This window comes from Streptomyces sp. NPDC001220, from assembly GCF_053597895.1.
The window spans coordinates 405,689-423,274 of sequence record NZ_JBSFJE010000001.1; the positions used below are offsets into that span (position 1 = coordinate 405,689).

Consider the following 17,586-nt stretch of genomic DNA (forward strand, 5'->3'; position numbering starts at 1 on the left):
CAATCGGGGCGAGCCGAGGGCCCGTTGGACCGCTTCGCGGTCGGCGTGCGACGGTGCGCGCGGGCGGGCCAGTGCTCCTGTGCGCCCCCTGCCGGGGGACTGGGTTCCGGGGGCGCCGCGGTCCGCTGGGTAACCAGAACGGGACCGGCGCGGGGGCACCACGCGCAAGGGGAACGCGGGGGAAGACACGCCACCGAACCGGGGGCGAGAGGACCGGGGGAATGAGGGGGAAGCAATGCCTCGTTGGAAGGCCCTGCCGGATGAACTCGATCCGCAGGTCAAGGAGTTCGCGACGCAGCTGCGGCGGCTCGTGGACCGCAGCGGGCTGAGTGTCGCGGCACTGTCCGACCGCACCGGCTACAGCAGGACGTCCTGGGAGCGGTACCTGGGCGGGCGCCTGCTGGCGCCCAAGGGCGCGATCGTCGCGCTCGCCGAGGTCACCGGCGCCAATCCCGTCCACCTGACGACCATGTGGGAGCTGGCCGAACGGGCCTGGAGCCGTTCGGAGCAGCGCCACGACATGACGATGGAGGCGATCCGGATCTCCCAGGCGCGGGCCGCGCTGGGGGAGTTCGGGGGGCCGCCGGTCACATCCACGTCCACCACCACGGCCGGGGGCAAGGTGCCGCGCCGGACGGGCAGCGCCGTCGCGACGCCGGGGATCGCCGGGCCGGCGGGCGTCTCGCCCACCATCCCGCCCCAGCCGACGGCACCCGACGCCAACCGCCGGGAGGGCACGGGCTCCCGCGGGCCGGCCGCGCCCGGGGGGCCGGGTGCCCCCGGCGGCGGCCGGCGGCGGCTGACGATGTTCCTCGCGGGGTTGGTCGGCGTGGCCGTGGTCGTCGCCGCCGTCTTCTTCCTCACCGGCAGCGGCGGCGACGGGAAGAAGAACCGGAGCGGTGCCACCTCGTCCGCCCCGTCCACCAGCGCAGGCACCGACCTGCCGGCCGGCGTGAAGTGCGCGGGCGCCGGGTGCACCGGCAAGGACGCGGAGGCCATGGGGTGCAGCGGCGACCTCGTGACCACCGCCAGGACCGCCACGGTCGGCGCGACCACCCTGGAGGTCCGCTACAGCAGCACCTGCGGCGCCGCCTGGGGCCGGATCACCGGCGCGGCGCGGGGCGACTCGGTGCGGGTCACGGCCGGCACCACCACGAAGACCGGCGACATCACGGCCGTCGGCGACACGATCGCCTACACGCCGATGGTCGCGGTACGGGACGCGGCCCAGGCCAAGGCGTGCGCGACGCTGGCGTCGGGGCGGACGGGGTGCACCTCGTAGAAACTCCGCGTGTCCAGGAATGCCGTCACGATTCCTGGGCACGCGAACCGTACCCCCCACGGGAGTCCGGATTCCGGTACCCCCGGTGGCGGCCGCTCCGTCTCACCTCTCCCGGACGGGCGGCCGCCTTTTCCGTATGTGGCCTACGACCGGCGTCGGTAGGGTCACGTGTGTGGGTCACGTGTGTGGGTCACATGTGTGGGTCACGTCTGTAGGTCGCGTCTGTGGGGTGAGCCACACCGACCCCTCCACGTCCGGCATCCGGAATGCGCGATAGCCTGACCGGTGGATCTCTTGATACCGAGAGATCGATCATTTGTACGTCCGCACCCCAGGGCAAGGACGCCCACCGCCAGCTGTCATACGGAGAACGCCATGACCCGCACTCCCGTGAACGTCACCGTCACCGGCGCGGCCGGCCAGATCGGTTACGCCCTGCTCTTCCGCATCGCCTCCGGCCAGCTGCTCGGCGCGGACGTGCCGGTCCGGCTCCGCCTCCTGGAGATCACCCCCGCGCTCAAGGCCGCCGAGGGCACCGCCATGGAGCTCGACGACTGCGCCTTCCCGCTCCTCCAGGGCATCGACATCTCCGACGACCCGAACGTCGCCTTCGACGGTGCGAACGTCGCCCTGCTCGTGGGCGCCCGCCCGCGCACCAAGGGCATGGAGCGCGGTGACCTCCTGGAGGCCAACGGCGGCATCTTCAAGCCGCAGGGCAAGGCCATCAACGACCACGCCGCGGACGACATCAAGGTCCTGGTCGTCGGCAACCCGGCCAACACGAACGCGCTGATCGCGCAGGCCGCCGCGCCGGACGTACCGGCCGAGCGCTTCACCGCGATGACCCGCCTCGACCACAACCGCGCGCTGACCCAGCTGGCGAAGAAGACGGGCTCCACGGTCGCCGACATCAAGCGTCTGACCATCTGGGGCAACCACTCCGCCACCCAGTACCCCGACATCTTCCACGCGACCGTCGCCGGCAAGAACGCCGCGGAGGTCGTCAACGACGAGAAGTGGCTGGCCGAGGAGTTCATCCCGACCGTCGCCAAGCGTGGCGCGGCCATCATCGAGGCCCGTGGCGCGTCCTCCGCCGCCTCCGCCGCGAACGCCGCCATCGACCACGTCCACACCTGGGTCAACGGCACCGCCGACGGCGACTGGACCTCCATGGGTATCCCCTCGGACGGCTCCTACGGCGTCCCGGCGGGCCTGATCTCCTCCTTCCCGGTCACCACCAAGGACGGCGTGTACGAGATCGTCCAGGGCCTGGAGATCAGCGAGTTCTCCCGCGCCCGCATCGACGCCTCGGTGCAGGAGCTGGCGGAGGAGCGCGACGCGGTCCGCGCCCTCGGCCTCATCTGAGCCTCCCGCGCCCACGGGCCCCGCTCCGGTTTCGTCCGGAACGGGGCCCGTTCCCGTTTCCGCCGCTACCGTCGGAAGAGGTAAGCGGTGGAGTGAATCGGGGGGTTCGCGATGAGCGACAGGAGCGGTTGGTCCGAGGACAGCACGGCGAGCGAGCCGCCGCAGGGCCCACGGCCGGCGGATCCGGAGGAATCGGAGGAGGAGCCGAGCACGCAGAGATGGCCGACGGTGACCCCGCGGCACACGGGGGTCCCGGAGAGCCCGTGGCAGCGGGAACGCCCCGAGCAGCCGGAGGACTCCTGGCATTCGGAGGACCCGCGACAGCCCGAGTGGCCGCCCACGCCAGAGAGTTCGCGGCGGTCCGAGTGGCCGCCCACGCCAGACGGCCCGCGACAGCCCGAGTGGCCGCCCACGCCAGAGAGCCCGCGACAGCCCGAGTGGCCGCCCACGCCAGAGGGCCCGCGACAGCCCGAGTGGCCGCCCACGTCGGAGAGTTCGCGGCAGGCCGAGGGGCCGGTGTCCCTGGAGAAACCGCGGCGCACGGAGCGCTTCGTGCCCGGCGCGCTGCCCCCGCGACAGGGCGGGGGTGACGAGCCGTACGGTCCCGGGCGGGTACCGGGTGAGGACCAGGGACGCCCGGCCTGGCCCCCGACGCCACCTCCTGGCCTGCCCCCGCTTCCGACCGCGTTCTCGTCGCCGTCGCCGTCGCCGTCGCCGACCCTGCCCGTCCCGTCGGCGCCGCCCCGGACTCCGTCCCCCACCCTGCCTGCCGCGTTCGCGCGGTCCTCGCCCCCCTCCCCGAACCTGCCCGAGGCGTCGGCGGCGTCCCCCACGGTGCCCGTCTCGGCGCCGCCCGGTGGGCGCCGTCCAGGACCGTCCCTGCCCCCGTCACCGGGTGAGGCTCGGCGGGGCTACACGCCGCCTCCCTGGTCCGCTGCCCCGACCTCGGGACAGCGGCTTGCGGCCACGCCCCCGCCGGCCGGGTACACCCCGCGGCGGCGGTCCGGTCGGGTGCTGGCCGCGGTGGTCGGTCTGGTTCTGGTCGCCGGTCTCTCCGGGCTGGGGTTCTGGTACTTCGGCCGGGACGGCGGTGATCGCTCCGGTACCGGCGCCGGTGCCGGTACGACCCCGTCCGTGAGCGTGAGCGTCAGTGCCAAGTCGTCGGCGCCCGAGTCTCCCGAGCCCACGGTCAGCCCCACCCGCACCCCTTCCGCCGCCGCCGGATACCGCGTCGTGCGCGATCCCGTCGGGTACACCCTCGACGTGCCCGAGGGGTGGACCCGGCGGCAGCAGCAGGGGGAGAAGGCGCCGGTGGTGTACTACGACTCCCCGTCCGACGGGCGCCAGTTGCAGATCTTCGCGCTCTCCGAGGCCACCCCGGCCGAGTCCCTCGACCTCGCCGAGAACGACCCCGGGTACGGGTACGCGAAGCAACCCGGCTACCAGGCAGGCGACCGTACCTCAGGCGACACCTGGGCTGAGCTGTCGTATCGCTACGACGACAAGGACAAGGGCACCCGGCAGGTCATCGACCACCGCTTCCAGGCCGCCGACGGCACCCTGTACGCGATCCGCTCCAGCGGCCCCGGGAGTCTTCCCGCCGCGCTGGTCCGGGGGCCGCTCACCACGGCGCTCGACTCCTTCTGCCCTGCCGACGCCCGGTGTTCGTGAGCGTCGTCGTCACTCCATCCCCTTCCTGCCCGGCGCCCAGAACGGCTTGGTGAGCACCGCCCGCCGGTCCCACCCCGCCTCCTGGACGAGCACCTTCCGTACCGCCTGCACGGCCCGCGCCTCCCCGGCGACATACGCGATCCCGCCGGGCTCGGGGGCCAGCCGGCGGACCGCCTCCGGCAGGGAGGTCTCGCCGCGGAGCACCCAGTCGAGGCGCTCCGCGTACGCGAGGGGCAGCCGGTCCGCCGCGGTCGCCGTCTCCACGCAGCCGCAGACGGCGGCCTCCTCGGGCAGCGCCGCGAGCATCGCACCGAAGGCGACCGAGGCCGTCTCGTCGCCGACGAAGACATGGTGGGCGGCCTCGGGGCGCAGCGTGAACGTGCCCTCGGGCCTGCGCAGCCGCACCTGCTCGCCGGTGGCGACCGTGCGCCCCCACTGGGCCCCCGGCCCGCCCTCGGGATGGTCCAGCACGCACAACTCGACGACACCGGACGGGTCGTAGTGCCACACCGAGTACGTGCGCAGGGTCAGGCCGGTGACCAGGACGCGCACCTGCTGACCGGGCCGCACGTCGAGACCGGCGAGCTGGTCGCCGTCGATGCGCAGCCGGCGTATGCGGGCGGTGATCTGTTCCGCCTCGGTGACGGTGCCGCGCAGGGTCAGCAGGTCGAGGACGGGATTCAGCAGGGCGGGCATGGGAGGCTCCTCAACGGGCCGTATGGTGAGGGGAGTTGCTCAGGCACCGGATGAACGCGATAGTACGTGTTCCCGGTCGGACGCGATAGTGCGTGTCGGGGTGCGGTCGCGGTAACCGGCCACCACGAGCACCGTCGCCGCACCCGGGCCGCCGAGGAGGCGCCCGGCATCCGCGTCCGATTCCTCGCCGAGAGCCACGTGGACCCGCCGTTCCTGCGGCACGGCACCGCCGGCCCGGAGGTGGGGGTGGTCCACACCGACCTCCCCGAGGTGCATGTGGAGCACCTCCACGAGGACCGCGTGCTCGGTGCCGTACGGGCCGGACACCCGCCCCTCGACGCGAGCTGACCCCCGAGCGGATGCCGCTCGACCTCCCGCCGATCGGCGTCGGACTGGCCTGGCGCCGCCGTCACGACGCCGACCCGCCACACGCCTGGCTCCGGGGCCGCGTAAGGGAGTTGATGACCGCCGACCGGCCCGGTGTCATTGCCGGCGATGCGTCGCAGTCCGGCCGGCCGACTTCTGACCTGCGGTGACTTCGGGCAATTCCGTATCACCGGCCACGGCCGTCACCCTATGCTGATGGTTCGTCAACTCGACGTCCAGTAACGCATTTCCAGCACCGCACGTCACACGCATCGGGGGATCGTCGTGAGCACCGCCTACGTGCCGCAACAACCGCAGCCGGGACCGCCCGCCGGGGCGCCGCCCGCGCTGCCGCCCACACCGCCGTACGCCAGTGAGGCCACCCGGCTGCTGTGCGCGGGCACCTATCTGGATTCCGCGTACCGGGACCGGGTCATCGAGGAACTCCACCTCAACGAACAGCGGATCGCGGCGCCCTCGCTCGGCTTCGACGCCGCCCGGGTCCTGGCCCACGCCCTGCGCGCCCGCCGCCAGGAACTGCTGTGGGCCGCGGCGATCCTCGGCCTGTGGCTGGTGGGGCTGCCGCTCAGCGGTGGGCTGCTCGTGTTCTTCCTGGTGCCGGGCATCGCGCTCGCCGTCGCGCCCTGGATCAGGGGCCGCGCCGCCCGGCCGCCGCTGTACCGGGTGATCGCCGCCTTCCTGGTCCGCTGGTGGGGCCGGTCCTTCTACGCGGTGGCCCTGATCGCGACCCTCGCCGTCGCGTTCGGCGGCGGCTCCGACGACGGCTCCTCGTACGACCCGTACAGCTCCGACGGCTACGGCTCCAGCTACTCCGACTCGACCAGCGCCGGCGACCTGTTCGCCCCGGGCCTCGGCGACTTCGGCGGTCTGGCGCAGGCCTGGCACGCCTGGCTCACGCTCGCCGTGTTCGCCGGCATCGCCCTGTGCGCGCACGCCCAGCGCACCCAGTTCAGCCGGGCACTGGCCGGTGAACTCTCCCCGCAGCGCTTCCCGGACGCGGCGAGCGACCCCGCCGAGAAGGCCGAGAACCCTCGCTTCCAGCGGCTCAAGCAGCGCATCCGGATCGAACAGCACGCACCGCTGATCATGTACAACGAGGCCGACCCGTTCTGCGGGGCGGGCGCCGCCTACGACACGTGGGTGCTCGCCGTCGAACTCAAGCCCGACGAGCTGAAGAAGGAGCAGCAGCCGCTCAGCAACCGGGCGATCCTGGAGAGGATCCGCCCGCTGCTCGAGCAGCTCCGCGTCCCCGCCGAGTACGCCGGACCCGGCAACCGCGACCGGCTGCGCCAGCTGGAGATCGACGAGTGCGTGTTCCTGCCCACCGAGGGACTGCTCACCCGGGACCAGGCGCCCTACGTCCCGCAGGCCTTCGAGGAGCACCGGGCGCGGGCCGTCGAGGAGGGTGCCGAGAAGCGCCGGCACTTCCTGCGGATCCGCGTCGGCGGCTGGGAGGAGGAGGTGGTCGTCACGGTGTTCGTGCGCATCCACACCCAGGGCCGGATGCTCGTGCTGGAGATCGCCCCGCACGTACTGACCCCGGTCCGCGCGGACTTCAAGGGCGCCGACCGCACCGCCCACCGGTTCCGGAACAACAACTGGGCCGGCAAGACCGCCGCCGCGATCGCCCTGGTCCCGGGCTCGGTGGGCCGCTCGCTCGGCCAGCTCGGCCGGGGCGCGGTGTACCTCTGGCGGCTGCTGACCGGCGGCCACGCGGGTGCGCTGCCCGAGGGGCCCGCGCTGTCCGTGCGCGAACTGGGCGCGGTGGACGTCGGCTCCCACTTCCAGGAGATGGACGTCGTCCGGTACCTGCGCAGCATCCAGGACCGGGTGACGAACGGCGTACGGGCCGCGCTCGCCGAAGCCGGCTACCAGACCGGCGAGTTCGTCCAGAAGACCGTCAACAACAGCACCAACGTGAGCATCGACCGGGTCGAGGGCTCCACGCTCGCCTTCGGCAGCCACGCCACCGCCACCAGCCACACGACGCAGAAGGGGCCCGACAGCAATGGCAAGTGACGAGCCGCAGGTCACCCTGGGGAACATCTCCGGAAGCACGTTCGCCATCGGCAGCCACGCGCACGCCGAGAGCCACCACCACGGCACCGCCGGCACCCCGGCCGACGAGGAACTCCTTGCGGCGGTACGTGAGTTGCGTGCCGACCTGGAGCGGGTGCGGGGCACCGAGCAGACGGCGGCGCTGGGCGCGGCGCTCGCCGAGGCCGAGGAGGAGATCGCCCGCACCGGCCAGGCGGGCCCCACCCGCCGTGAACGGCTGCGCCAACTCCTCACCGACTCCCAGGCCCTCATCAACGTACTGGCCTCGGCAGGCACACTGGCCGGCCTGCTGGGGCGGTGAGGGAGCCGATGACCGGCGGGGGAGCGCGGCACTGGAACGAGGACGCACAGCGGTGGGAGGACGCCCTCCGACCCGCCACCAAGCCGGCCCCACCACGACCTCCGACAGGCGGCCCCCAGACTCATCCCCCGACGACAGGGACTCCGACGACACCGGTTCCGACGACAGCGACTGCGACGACACCGGTTCCGACGACAGCGGCTCCGACGGCACCGACTCCGACCGCACCGGTTCCGACGACAGCGACTCCGACGACACCGACCGCACCGGCTCCGGCTCCGACTCCGCCTCCGACGGCACCGGCTCCGACTCCGACGGCTCCGGAGGATCTGGCGCCCGCTTCGGAGCGTCCGGCGCCCGCTCCGGAGGCGGAGTGGTGGTCGGGTGCGGGCAGCGGCTGGGCGCCCCCCGAGCAGCCCCCGGTGCAGGGGACTTCCCGGGGGCGTGATCGCAGGCTGGCCTGGTCCGTCGTCGTGGGGGCCGCCGTCGTCGGCGTGGCCGCGAGCCTGGTCCTGAGCCTGGTGGTCGGCAGGGGCGACGGCCACGGGCCCGCCACGGCCGCCGCCTCGGTCACCCCGACTCCCTCCGCGCGGCCGACGGAGGCGTCCGGGTCACCCACGGACACCGGCTCCCCGTCCCCGTCGGCCTCCGCGCCTCCCGCCGGATACGAGCTGCGCCACGACACTGAGGGCTTCCGGATCGCCGTCCCCGAGGGCTGGTCGCGGTCCACCGTCGACTCCTCTTACGGCATCGCCGTGGTCAGCTACCGCAGCCCCGACCGCGAGCACCGGCTGCAGGTCTACCAGGTCGCCGAGGAGTCCCCGGCCGCCTCCTTCGCGCTCTACCTCTCCGCCGAGACCCCCAAGCCGGACGGCTTCCGGGAACTCGGCCTGACCGACCTGGACGACGGCCGGTTCACCGGCTCCCGCCTGGAGTACCTGGCCGGCCGGATCGGCGGCGAGCCGGACGTCGGTACCTGGCATGTCGTCGACGAGCGGTTCGTCGCACCGGACGGCAACATCTATGCCGTCGCCTCCTACGGCCCCGACTCCGACGGCCGCGACGACGAGCTCGCCCAGCTCACGACGGCGGTGGACTGGTTCTGCCCGCCGGACACGCTCTGTGACGCGGACCCCGCCGTGGACTGAGCGCCGGCCCGACCGGTCACATCTTCGTTCATTTACTTTCCGTATTCACGGGATATATCCGTACGTGAATGCGCAATTTCTTCAATTGTGTGTCGATGGGCATTCTATAGCTTCTCTTCCGGGTGACGTGAATCCCCCGAATGCCCCAAGTCCCGGCCCGGGCGATGGTCGTTAGGTCACCGTGACGCGATTGGACTGGCATGCAGCAGAAGATCATCCGACGGCCGTGCTCCGCTGGCCCGGAAGTATGGATATCACCTCATGCTCGGACCTGCTCGATGATTTCCTGAAGAGAATCAACATGATGGAAAATGAATATCGGCGGACGCTGGCGGATCTCTACAGAGCGTTCTGAGGCTGGGTGCGGAGGTTTTACCGATGGACGGGATTCAGCATGACGCCGGTCTCTATGATCACACCGGTCTGTACGACCACCCTGGTCTCTATGATCACGCCGGCCTCTATGACCACTCTGGTCTCTACGACCACACCGGTCGCTACGAGCACGGCTGGGGCGCACCCGAGCCGGGTGTCGCGCCGAACGACTGGGATCCGGTCGAGGAGCTGGCGCAGATGCTGTCCGCGCCGACCGGCGTGAGTGCGAGCGCGGCTCCCACCCTGCTGGACGTGCCGACCCAGCGCAGAGGCAGCCGTCGGCGGCCCCGCCAGGAGCCTCACCTGCTCGACGGCGGCCGGCGCGTCACGCACATCACGTTCCTGATCGCGGCGGTCTCGCTGTGCGCGGTGTGCATGCTGACCTGGTCCGTCTGCTACTCCTACGGGCAGCTGCGCGGGATCGCCTCGGGCGTGCTGCCCGCGGGGCTGGCGCAGTACTGGCCGCTGACGGTGTACGGGCCCTGGTTCGTGGCGGCGCTCTCCGTCCTGCGGGCCACCGCTCAGCGCCGGAGTGCGCGCCGGTCCTGGTGTGTGGTGCTGGCCGCCTCCGTCCTGGCCGTGGCGCTGTGCGCCAGCCACTCGTCGCATGCGCTGTTGTCGTTAGTGATTTTCGGGATTCCGCCGGTGACTGCCCTGGTGTGCTTCTGGGAACTCGTCGGCCAGATCTCGGCCAAGAGCAGGCCCCGGCACGCCACGCACACCGAGGCGGCGGGTGCCACGCCCTGAGAGGTATTTTTTGCCCCGTTTCGTCCGCCTGTTCAGTGAGGCAGCCCACTTTCGGCCACGGATTGCGCATGCAATCCCCGACCGAGGGCAGGCGGTGACGGTCCCCGAGTGTGACTCCTCTGTCACACAGGGGCACTGAACAGGAACGGAAGGCAAAACCGATCATGGCGGACCGAACGGCACAAGCGACCATCCATGCCGGAGGCGAGTGGCTGGAAGCCGTCTCCGGCGCGACACGCGAGATCATCGACCCCGCGGACGGCCTGCCCTTCGCCGTGGTCACCGAGGGTGACGAGAAGGACGCGGAGGCGGCGGTGGCCGCCGCCCGGCGCGCCTTCGACGCCGGCGAGTGGCCCCGCACCCCGGTCGCCGAGCGCGCCGCCCTGCTGCGCCGGGTGGCCGACCTGCTCGTGCGCGACCGCGAGAAGCTCGGCCTCCTGGAGAGCCGGGACGCGGGCAAGACCGTCGAGGAGGGCCGGGTCGACATCGACTGTGTCGCCGACGCCTTCCGCTACTTCGCCGACCTGGTGGCGGCGGAGGGCGCCGGCCGGGTGGTGGACGCGGGCTCGCCCGACATCCACAGCGTCGTCGTCCACGAGCCCGTCGGTGTCTGCGCCCTGATCACCCCCTGGAACTACCCGCTGCTGCAGGCGAGCTGGAAGATCGCTCCGGCGCTGGCGGCGGGCAACACCTTCGTGATCAAGCCGAGCGAGATCACCCCGCTGACGACCGTCGCGCTGATCGAGCTGCTGGTGGAGGCCGGGCTGCCGGCCGGAGTCGCCAACCTCGTCACCGGCCCCGGGCACAGCGTGGGCGCCCGCCTCGCCGAGCACCCCGATGTCGACCTGGTCTCCTTCACCGGCGGACTGGCCAGCGGGGTCAAGGTCGCCCAGGCGGCCGCCGTGTCGGTCAAGAAGGTCGCCCTCGAACTCGGCGGCAAGAACCCCAACGTCGTCTTCGCCGACGCCTGTGCCACCGAGGAGGGCTTCGACACCGCCGTCGACCAGGCCCTCAACGCCGCCTTCATCCACAGCGGCCAGGTCTGCTCGGCCGGCGCCCGGCTGATCGTCGAGGAGCCGCTCAGGGAACGGTTCGTCGCCGAACTCGCCCGCCGCGCCGCCCGGATCCGCCTCGGACGCGGTACCGCGGACGGCGTCGAGTGCGGCCCGCTCGTCTCCGAGCAGCAGCGCGCCAAGACCGCGGCGTACGTGGCGTCGGCGCTGGCCGAGGGAGCGGTGCTGCGCTCCGGCGGCAAGCGCCCCGAGCCGTCCGCCGACCGCCCCGCCGGCGGCTACTTCTACGAGCCGACCGTCCTCGACCAGTGCCACCGGGAGATGAAGGTCGTACGCGAGGAGGTCTTCGGGCCGGTCCTCACCGTCGAGACCTTCCGTACCGAGGACGAGGCGGTCGCCCTCGCCAACGACACCGAGTACGGCCTGGCCGGCGCCGTCTGGACCGCCGACGCCGGACGCGCCCGCCGGGTCGCGGGGCGGCTGCGGCACGGCACCGTCTGGATCAACGACTTCCACCCCTACCTCCCGCAGGCGGAGTGGGGCGGCTTCGGCAAGAGCGGCACCGGCCGCGAGCTGGGTCCCGCCGGGCTCGCCGAGTACCGCGAGACCAAGCACGTCTACCAGAACCTCGCACCGCGGCCGGTGCGCTGGTTCGCCGGCTGAGCCCACCCGGCCGCCGTACGCAGGAAGCAGCGACGCGAGAAGAGCCGCCGGACGAGAAGAGCGGCTACGCGAGAAGCCTCACCGAGGTCTTCGAAAGCCTTTTGGAGCACCCCCCATGTCCCAGTCCCACACCTACGACTACGTCGTGATAGGCGGCGGAACCGCGGGTTCCGTCATAGCCTCCCGTCTCACCGAGAACCCCGACGTCACGGTCGCCGTGATCGAGGGCGGTCCCAGCGACGTCGGCCGCGACGACGTCCTCACCCTGCGCCGCTGGATGGGCCTGCTCGGCGGCGAGCTGGACTACGACTACCCGACCACCGAGCAGCCGCGCGGCAACTCCCACATCCGGCACAGCCGGGCCCGCGTCCTCGGCGGCTGCTCGTCCCACAACACGCTCATCGCCTTCAAGCCGCTGCCCTCCGACTGGGACGAGTGGGAGGAGGCCGGCGCCAAGGGCTGGGGCGCGGTCCCGATGGAGGCGTACTACGCCCGCCTCCTCAACAACATCGTCCCGGTCGACGAGAAGGACCGGAACGCCATCGCCCGCGACTTCGTCGACGCGGCGCAGGAGGCGCTGGGCGTCCCGCGCGTGGAGGGCTTCAACCAGAAGCCGTTCACCGAGGGCGTCGGCTTCTTCGACCTCGCCTACCACCCCGAGGACAACAAGCGGTCCAGCGCCTCGGTGGCCTACCTCCACCCCGTGATGGACGAGCGGCCCAACCTGACGATCCTGCTGGAGACCTGGGCGCACCGGCTGGAGCTGGACGGCACCCGCGCCGAGGGCGTGCACGTCCGCACCAAGGACGGCGAGGACCTGCTGATACGGGCCCGCAACGAGGTGGTGCTGTGCGCGGGCGCCGTCGACTCCCCGCGCCTGCTCCTGCACTCGGGCATCGGCCCGGCCCAGGACCTCGAAGCGCTCGGCATCCCGGCCGTGCTGGACCTCCCGGGCGTCGGCGAGAACCTCCTCGACCACCCCGAGTCGGTGATCGTCTGGGAGACGAACGGCCCGATCCCCGAGAACTCCGCGATGGACTCCGACGCGGGCCTGTTCGTACGCCGCGACCCCGAACACGCGGGCCCGGACCTGATGTTCCACTTCTACCAGATCCCGTTCACGGACAACCCGGAGCGACTGGGCTACCGGCGCCCGGAGTTCGGCGTCTCGATGACCCCGAACATCCCCAAGCCGCGCAGCCGCGGCCGGCTGTACCTCACCAGCGCCGACCCGTCCGTGAAGCCCGCGCTGGACTTCCGCTACTTCACCGACGAGGACGACTACGACGGCCGCACCCTCGTCGACGGCATCCGCATCGCCCGCGAGATCGCGAAGACCGAGCCGCTGGCCGGCTGGCTGAAGCGCGAGGTGTGCCCCGGGCCGGAGATCCTCGGCGACGCCGAGCTCAGCGAGTACGCCCGCAAGGTCGCGCACACGGTGTACCACCCGGCGGGCACCTGCCGGATGGGCGCGGTGGACGACCGACAGGCCGTGGTGGACCCGGAGTTGAGGATTCGAGGCCTGGACGGCATCCGTATCGCGGACGCGTCCGTCTTCCCGACCATGCCGGCCGTGAACCCGATGATCGGAGTGCTGATGGTCGGCGAGAGGGCCGTGGACCTGCTGAAGGGCGGTGCGTGATGAGTAGTACGACCCCTGTGACGACCCCTGCCACATCTCCTGCCTCGACCCCGGTGTTCTCCGTCGACGGCCTGTGGAAGGTCTTCGGCCCGAAGGCCGGACGCGTGCCCGCGGACCCCGAGCTGACCGGGCTCGCCCCCGCCGAGCTGCGCGCCCGCACCGGCTGTACGGCCGCCGTCCGTGACGTCTCCTTCGACGTGCGCAAGGGCGAGGTCTTCGTGGTGATGGGCCTGTCCGGCTCCGGGAAGTCGACGCTGGTCCGGTGCCTGACGCGGCTCATCGAGCCCACCTCCGGCACGATCGCCATCGACGGCGAGGACGTCCGCGCGATGGACAAGGGCCGGCTGCGGGAGCTGCGCCGCCACCGTGCGGCGATGGTCTTCCAGCACTTCGGGCTGCTGCCGCACCGGTCCGTCCTCGACAACGTCGGTTACGGCCTGGAGATCCAGGGCGTCGGCAGGTCCGAGCGGCGCAGGCGGGCCGCCGAGGTCGTCGCCAAGGTCGGTCTCGAGGGCATGGAGCAGCGCCGTCCCGGCCAGCTGTCCGGCGGCCAGCGCCAGCGGGTCGGGCTGGCGCGGGCGCTCGCCGTCGACCCCGAGGTGCTCCTCTTCGACGAGCCGTTCAGCGCGCTCGACCCGCTGATCAGGCGGGACATGCAGGAGGAGGTGGTCCGCCTGCACCAGGAGGAGGGCCGCACGATGGTCTTCATCACGCACGACCTGAGCGAGGCGCTCAAGCTCGGCGACCGCATCGCCCTGATGCGGGACGGGCAGGTGGTGCAGCTCGGGACGCCGGAGGAGATCGTCGGTTCCCCGGCCGACGACTACGTCCGGGAGTTCGTGCGGGACGTGCCGCGCGAGCAGGTCCTGACGGTGCGTTCCGCGATGCGGGCGCCGGAGGCGGGGGAGACCGGGACGGGCCCGGTGGTCGGCGTGCGGTCGACGGTGGCCGAGGCCATCGACGTGGTGGCCGCGGCGGGCGCCCCGGCGCGGGTCGTGGACGGGGACCGGTGCGTCGGGGTCGTCGACGCGGAGACCTTGCTGGGGGTTGTGGCGAAGGGGGCTGCGGGCAGCACCCTGTCTGCGGCCGAGCGGGAGCCGGGCGCCCAGTTCCCCGCGTCCCTGGGTGGGGATGCGGATCGTCCGTCGGAAGGTCCCGCAGCCGAGCCGGCCGCGGGCAGTCGTCCGGCCGCGGGCAGCGGTGGGCCGGTCGCGCAGTTCCCCGCGCCCCTGGGTGGGGACTCGCACCGTCCGTCACAGAGTCCCCCGGCCGATGGGGTTCCCCGCGAGCGCGGGCAAGTGAAACCCCCCGCCCCCCGCACCAGTCCGGAGGGTGTCTGATGGCGACGATCACTGTCCCGAGCCCCCGTCGAATAGCCCTGCCCGCCAGCCAGGCCGTGCGCAAGCTCCTCGCCCTGGCCGTGGTCGCCGCGGTCCTCGTCCCCCTCGCCAACTCCCACTGGACCAGCGCCGCCTGGCCCCACACCCTCACCGTCGACCTCTCCGCACCGCTCACCTCCGCCAGCAACTGGGTCATCGACAACCGCGACACGCACCCCCTCTTCCTCTACTTCCTCGGCTACATCAGCAACGCCGTCGTCCTCACCGTCCGCGTCGTCTACCTCGCGCTCCTCGCCGCGGGCTGGCCCGGCGTCACCGTGCTCGCCGCCGCCGTCGCGCACCGCGTCGCCGGCTTCCGGCTCGCCGCCGGTACGGCCGCCGCGTTCCTCGCCTGCGGTGCCCTCGGCATGTGGGTGCCGACGATGCAGACCCTCGCCCTGATGGTCGTGGCGGTCCTCGCGTCCGTCGCCGTCGGCCTGGTCCTCGGCCTCGGCGCCGGTCTCTCCGACCGGCTGCACCGCGCGCTGCGCCCGGTCCTGGACACCATGCAGGTGCTCCCCGCCTTCGCCTACCTCCTCCCCGTCGTCCTGGTCTTCGGCATCGGCGTCCCCGCGGCCGTGCTCGCCACCGTCGTCTACGCCGCCCCGCCCATGGCCAGGCTCACCGCCCTCGGCCTGCGCGGCGCCGACCCGGAAGTCCTGGAGGCCGTGGACTCCCTGGGCGCCACCCGCGGGCAGCGGCTGCTGACCGCCCGTATCCCGCTCGCCCGCAAGGAACTCCTGCTCGGTCTCAACCAGACGATCATGATGGCGCTGTCGATGGCGGTCATCGCCTCCGTCATCGGCGCCGGCGGCCTCGGCGACCGCGTCTACCAGGCCCTCGCCTCGGTCGACGTCGGCGCGGCCCTCGCGGCCGGCATCCCGATCGTGCTCCTCGCGGTCGTCCTGGACCGCATCACCGCCGCGGCGGGCGACCGGGGCGACACCCGCCCCGCCCCGCTCGGCCTCCTCTACGCCCTCGCCGCCACCGTGGCCGTCGCCGTCGCCGCCCGTCTCCTCGGCGGCCTGGACTGGCCCGCGGCCTGGACCCTGAACTTCGCCGAACCGGTCAACCGCGCCGTCGACTGGATGACCGCCCACCTGTACTCGGGCGTCCCGGTCGTGGGCGGTACCGCCGACTGGGCGGCCCACTTCACCACCTGGATCCTGGACCCCGTCCGGTCGGGCCTGCAGTGGCTGCCCTGGTGGTCGGTGCTGCTCGTCGTCGCCGCCCTGGCCTGGCTGATCGGCACCTGGCGCACCGCGCTCACCGCCGTCCTCGCGATGGCCGCGATCGGTGTGCTGGGCGTGTGGGAGCCGTCGTTGGACACGCTGTCCCAGGTCCTCGCGGCCGTCGCCGTCACCCTCGTCCTCGGCTTCGCGACCGGTATCGCGGCAGCCCGCAGCGACCGTGTCGAACGTGCCCTGCGTCCGGTCCTGGACGTGTTCCAGACCATGCCGCAGTTCGTGTACCTGATCCCGGTCGTCGCCCTGTTCGGCGTCGGCCGCGCCCCGGCCGTGGCGGCCGCCGTCGTCTACGCGCTGCCCGCCGTCGTACGGATCACCGCCCAGGGGCTGCGGCAGGTCGACCCCGCCGCCCTGGAGTCCGCGCGGTCGCTCGGCGCGACCGGCCGTCAGCAGCTGTGGCAGGTCCAACTGCCGCTCGCCCGGCCCGCCTTGCTGCTCGCCGTCAACCAGGGCGTGGTGCTGGTCCTCGCCGTCGTCATCATCGGCGGCCTGGTCGGCGGCGGTGCCCTCGGCTACGACGTCGCCTTCGGACTCGCCCAGGGCGACCTGGCGACCGGGCTGGTGGCCGGTGCCGCCATCGTCTGCCTGGGCCTGATGCTCGACCGCGTCACCCAGCCCACGGAACGCCGTACCGGGAAGGGAGCCTGACCATGCGTCGTACCACCCTCGTGGCCGCCGCCTCCGTGCTGGTCCTCGCGACCGGCTGCGGTGCCGCCGACATGACCAAGCAGGCCTCGCCCTTCGCCAACGCGCAGGGATCGAAGACCGTGACCCTGTCCGTGCAGTCCTGGGTCGGCGCGCAGTCCAACGTGGCCGTCGCCCAGTACCTCCTCGAACACAAACTGGGCTACCGCGTCGACACCGTGCAGGTGGACGAGGTGCCCGCCTGGGACGCGCTCAGCCAGGGACGCGTGGACGCGATCCTGGAGGACTGGGGCCACCCGGACCAGGAGAAGCGGTACGTCGAGGACAAGAAGACCATCGGCCGTGCCGGGGACCTCGGGGTCACCGGGCACATCGGGTGGTTCGTGCCGACCTACCTGGTCAAGCAGCATCCCGACATCACGAACTGGAAGAACCTCAACAAGTACGCCTCCCTCTTCCGCACCGCGGAGAGCGGCGGCAAGGGCCAACTCCTGGACGGGTCACCGTCGTACGTCACCAACGACAAGGCGCTGGTGAACAACCTGAAGCTGGACTACCAGGTCGTCTTCGCCGGTTCCGAGGCCGCCCAGATCACCCAGATGAAGCAGTTCGCCAAGGAGAAGAAGCCCTTCCTGACCTACTGGTACTCACCCCAGTGGCTGTTCAAGAAGGTGCCGATGACCGAGGTGAAGCTCCCGGCGTACCGGGAGGGTTGTGACGCCGACGCGGCCAAGATCGCCTGCGCCTACCCGCACACCCCGCTGCAGAAGTACCTCAACGCGGACTTCGCGAGGAGCGGCGGCAAGGCGGCGGCCTTCCTGAAGAAGTTCAAGTGGACGACCGAGGACCAGAACGAGGTCTCGCTGATGATCGCCGACCAGAAGCTGAGCCCTCAGGAGGCCGCCAAGAAGTGGGTGGACGACCACCCTTCGGTGTGGGAGAAGTGGCTGTCCTGAGCCGCTTCCGT

The 17,586-nt window shown here is 72.2% G+C and carries 16 protein-coding genes; 15 read left to right on the top strand and 1 reads right to left on the bottom strand.

The features are described 5' to 3' along the window. Positions 1–235 precede the first annotated feature (235 nt). The 3 genes from ACWDGI_RS01940 (at position 236) to ACWDGI_RS01950 (ending at position 4,318) form a co-directional block, all read left to right on the top strand. The gene (locus ACWDGI_RS01940; protein ID WP_450754358.1) at positions 236–1,282 is read left to right on the top strand and encodes a DUF2690 domain-containing protein; all 1,047 of its coding nucleotides are present in this window, start codon (positions 236–238) and stop codon (positions 1,280–1,282) included. Positions 1,283–1,657: 375 nt separating this feature from the next. Then, complete coding sequence (locus ACWDGI_RS01945; protein ID WP_450754360.1) at positions 1,658–2,647, top strand: malate dehydrogenase; 990 nt, start codon at positions 1,658–1,660, stop codon at positions 2,645–2,647. Positions 2,648–3,670: 1,023 nt separating this feature from the next. Then, positions 3,671–4,318, top strand: a complete 648-nt coding sequence (locus ACWDGI_RS01950) for a hypothetical protein (protein ID WP_450754362.1) — start codon at positions 3,671–3,673, stop codon at positions 4,316–4,318. 9 nt (positions 4,319–4,327) lie between these two features. Here ACWDGI_RS01950 and ACWDGI_RS01955 read toward each other — a convergent pair whose 3' ends face one another. Continuing rightward, a complete protein-coding gene (locus ACWDGI_RS01955) occupies positions 4,328–5,014 on the bottom strand; it encodes a siderophore-interacting protein (RefSeq protein ID WP_450754364.1) in 687 nt (228 codons plus the stop codon). Between the two features lie 198 nt (positions 5,015–5,212). On the opposite strand from ACWDGI_RS01955, the gene ACWDGI_RS01960 reads away from it, so the two are divergent. The 12 genes from ACWDGI_RS01960 to ACWDGI_RS02015 all read left to right on the top strand — a co-directional run bounded on the left by ACWDGI_RS01960 (position 5,213) and on the right by ACWDGI_RS02015 (position 17,575). Then, positions 5,213–5,362, top strand: a complete 150-nt coding sequence (locus ACWDGI_RS01960; protein WP_450754366.1) for a hypothetical protein — start codon at positions 5,213–5,215, stop codon at positions 5,360–5,362. A gap of 303 nt (positions 5,363–5,665) precedes the next feature. Continuing rightward, positions 5,666–7,420 (top strand): hypothetical protein, encoded by a 1,755-nt coding sequence (locus ACWDGI_RS01965; RefSeq protein ID WP_450754368.1) that lies wholly within the window; start codon positions 5,666–5,668, stop codon positions 7,418–7,420. Further along, entirely contained in the window at positions 7,410–7,760 is a 351-nt protein-coding gene (locus ACWDGI_RS01970) for a hypothetical protein (RefSeq protein WP_450754370.1), read from the top strand. Before ACWDGI_RS01965 ends, ACWDGI_RS01970 begins: the two co-directional genes overlap by 11 nt. A gap of 52 nt (positions 7,761–7,812) precedes the next feature. Further along, positions 7,813–8,208, top strand: a complete 396-nt coding sequence (locus ACWDGI_RS01975) for a hypothetical protein (RefSeq protein WP_450754372.1) — start codon at positions 7,813–7,815, stop codon at positions 8,206–8,208. Beyond that, positions 8,183–8,908, top strand: coding sequence for a hypothetical protein (locus ACWDGI_RS01980; RefSeq protein ID WP_450754374.1), 726 nt, complete (start codon positions 8,183–8,185; stop codon positions 8,906–8,908). The genes ACWDGI_RS01975 and ACWDGI_RS01980 overlap by 26 nt, the downstream gene beginning before the upstream one ends. Before the next feature lie 190 nt (positions 8,909–9,098). After that, on the top strand, positions 9,099–9,263 hold the full coding sequence (locus tag ACWDGI_RS01985; RefSeq protein ID WP_360487727.1) for a hypothetical protein: 165 nt from the start codon (positions 9,099–9,101) through the stop codon (positions 9,261–9,263). Positions 9,264–9,286: 23 nt separating this feature from the next. Beyond that, complete coding sequence (locus ACWDGI_RS01990; protein WP_450754376.1) at positions 9,287–10,030, top strand: DUF2637 domain-containing protein; 744 nt, start codon at positions 9,287–9,289, stop codon at positions 10,028–10,030. A gap of 164 nt (positions 10,031–10,194) precedes the next feature. Next, positions 10,195–11,706: an aldehyde dehydrogenase family protein gene (locus tag ACWDGI_RS01995; RefSeq protein WP_450754378.1), complete on the top strand. Its 1,512-nt coding sequence runs from the start codon at positions 10,195–10,197 to the stop codon at positions 11,704–11,706. A 115-nt stretch (positions 11,707–11,821) separates the two neighbouring features. Further along, positions 11,822–13,348 carry a GMC family oxidoreductase gene (locus tag ACWDGI_RS02000; RefSeq protein WP_450754380.1) on the top strand — a complete coding sequence of 509 codons (1,527 nt, stop codon included), beginning with the start codon at positions 11,822–11,824 and terminating at the stop codon, positions 13,346–13,348. After that, on the top strand, positions 13,348–14,688 hold the full coding sequence (locus ACWDGI_RS02005; protein WP_450754382.1) for a betaine/proline/choline family ABC transporter ATP-binding protein: 1,341 nt from the start codon (positions 13,348–13,350) through the stop codon (positions 14,686–14,688). The genes ACWDGI_RS02000 and ACWDGI_RS02005 overlap by 1 nt, the downstream gene beginning before the upstream one ends. After that, entirely contained in the window at positions 14,688–16,622 is a 1,935-nt protein-coding gene (locus ACWDGI_RS02010; RefSeq protein ID WP_450754384.1) for an ABC transporter permease, read from the top strand. The genes ACWDGI_RS02005 and ACWDGI_RS02010 overlap by 1 nt, the downstream gene beginning before the upstream one ends. A 2-nt stretch (positions 16,623–16,624) precedes the next feature. After that, positions 16,625–17,575 (top strand): ABC transporter substrate-binding protein, encoded by a 951-nt coding sequence (locus ACWDGI_RS02015; RefSeq protein WP_450754386.1) that lies wholly within the window; start codon positions 16,625–16,627, stop codon positions 17,573–17,575. Positions 17,576–17,586: the final 11 nt, after the last annotated feature.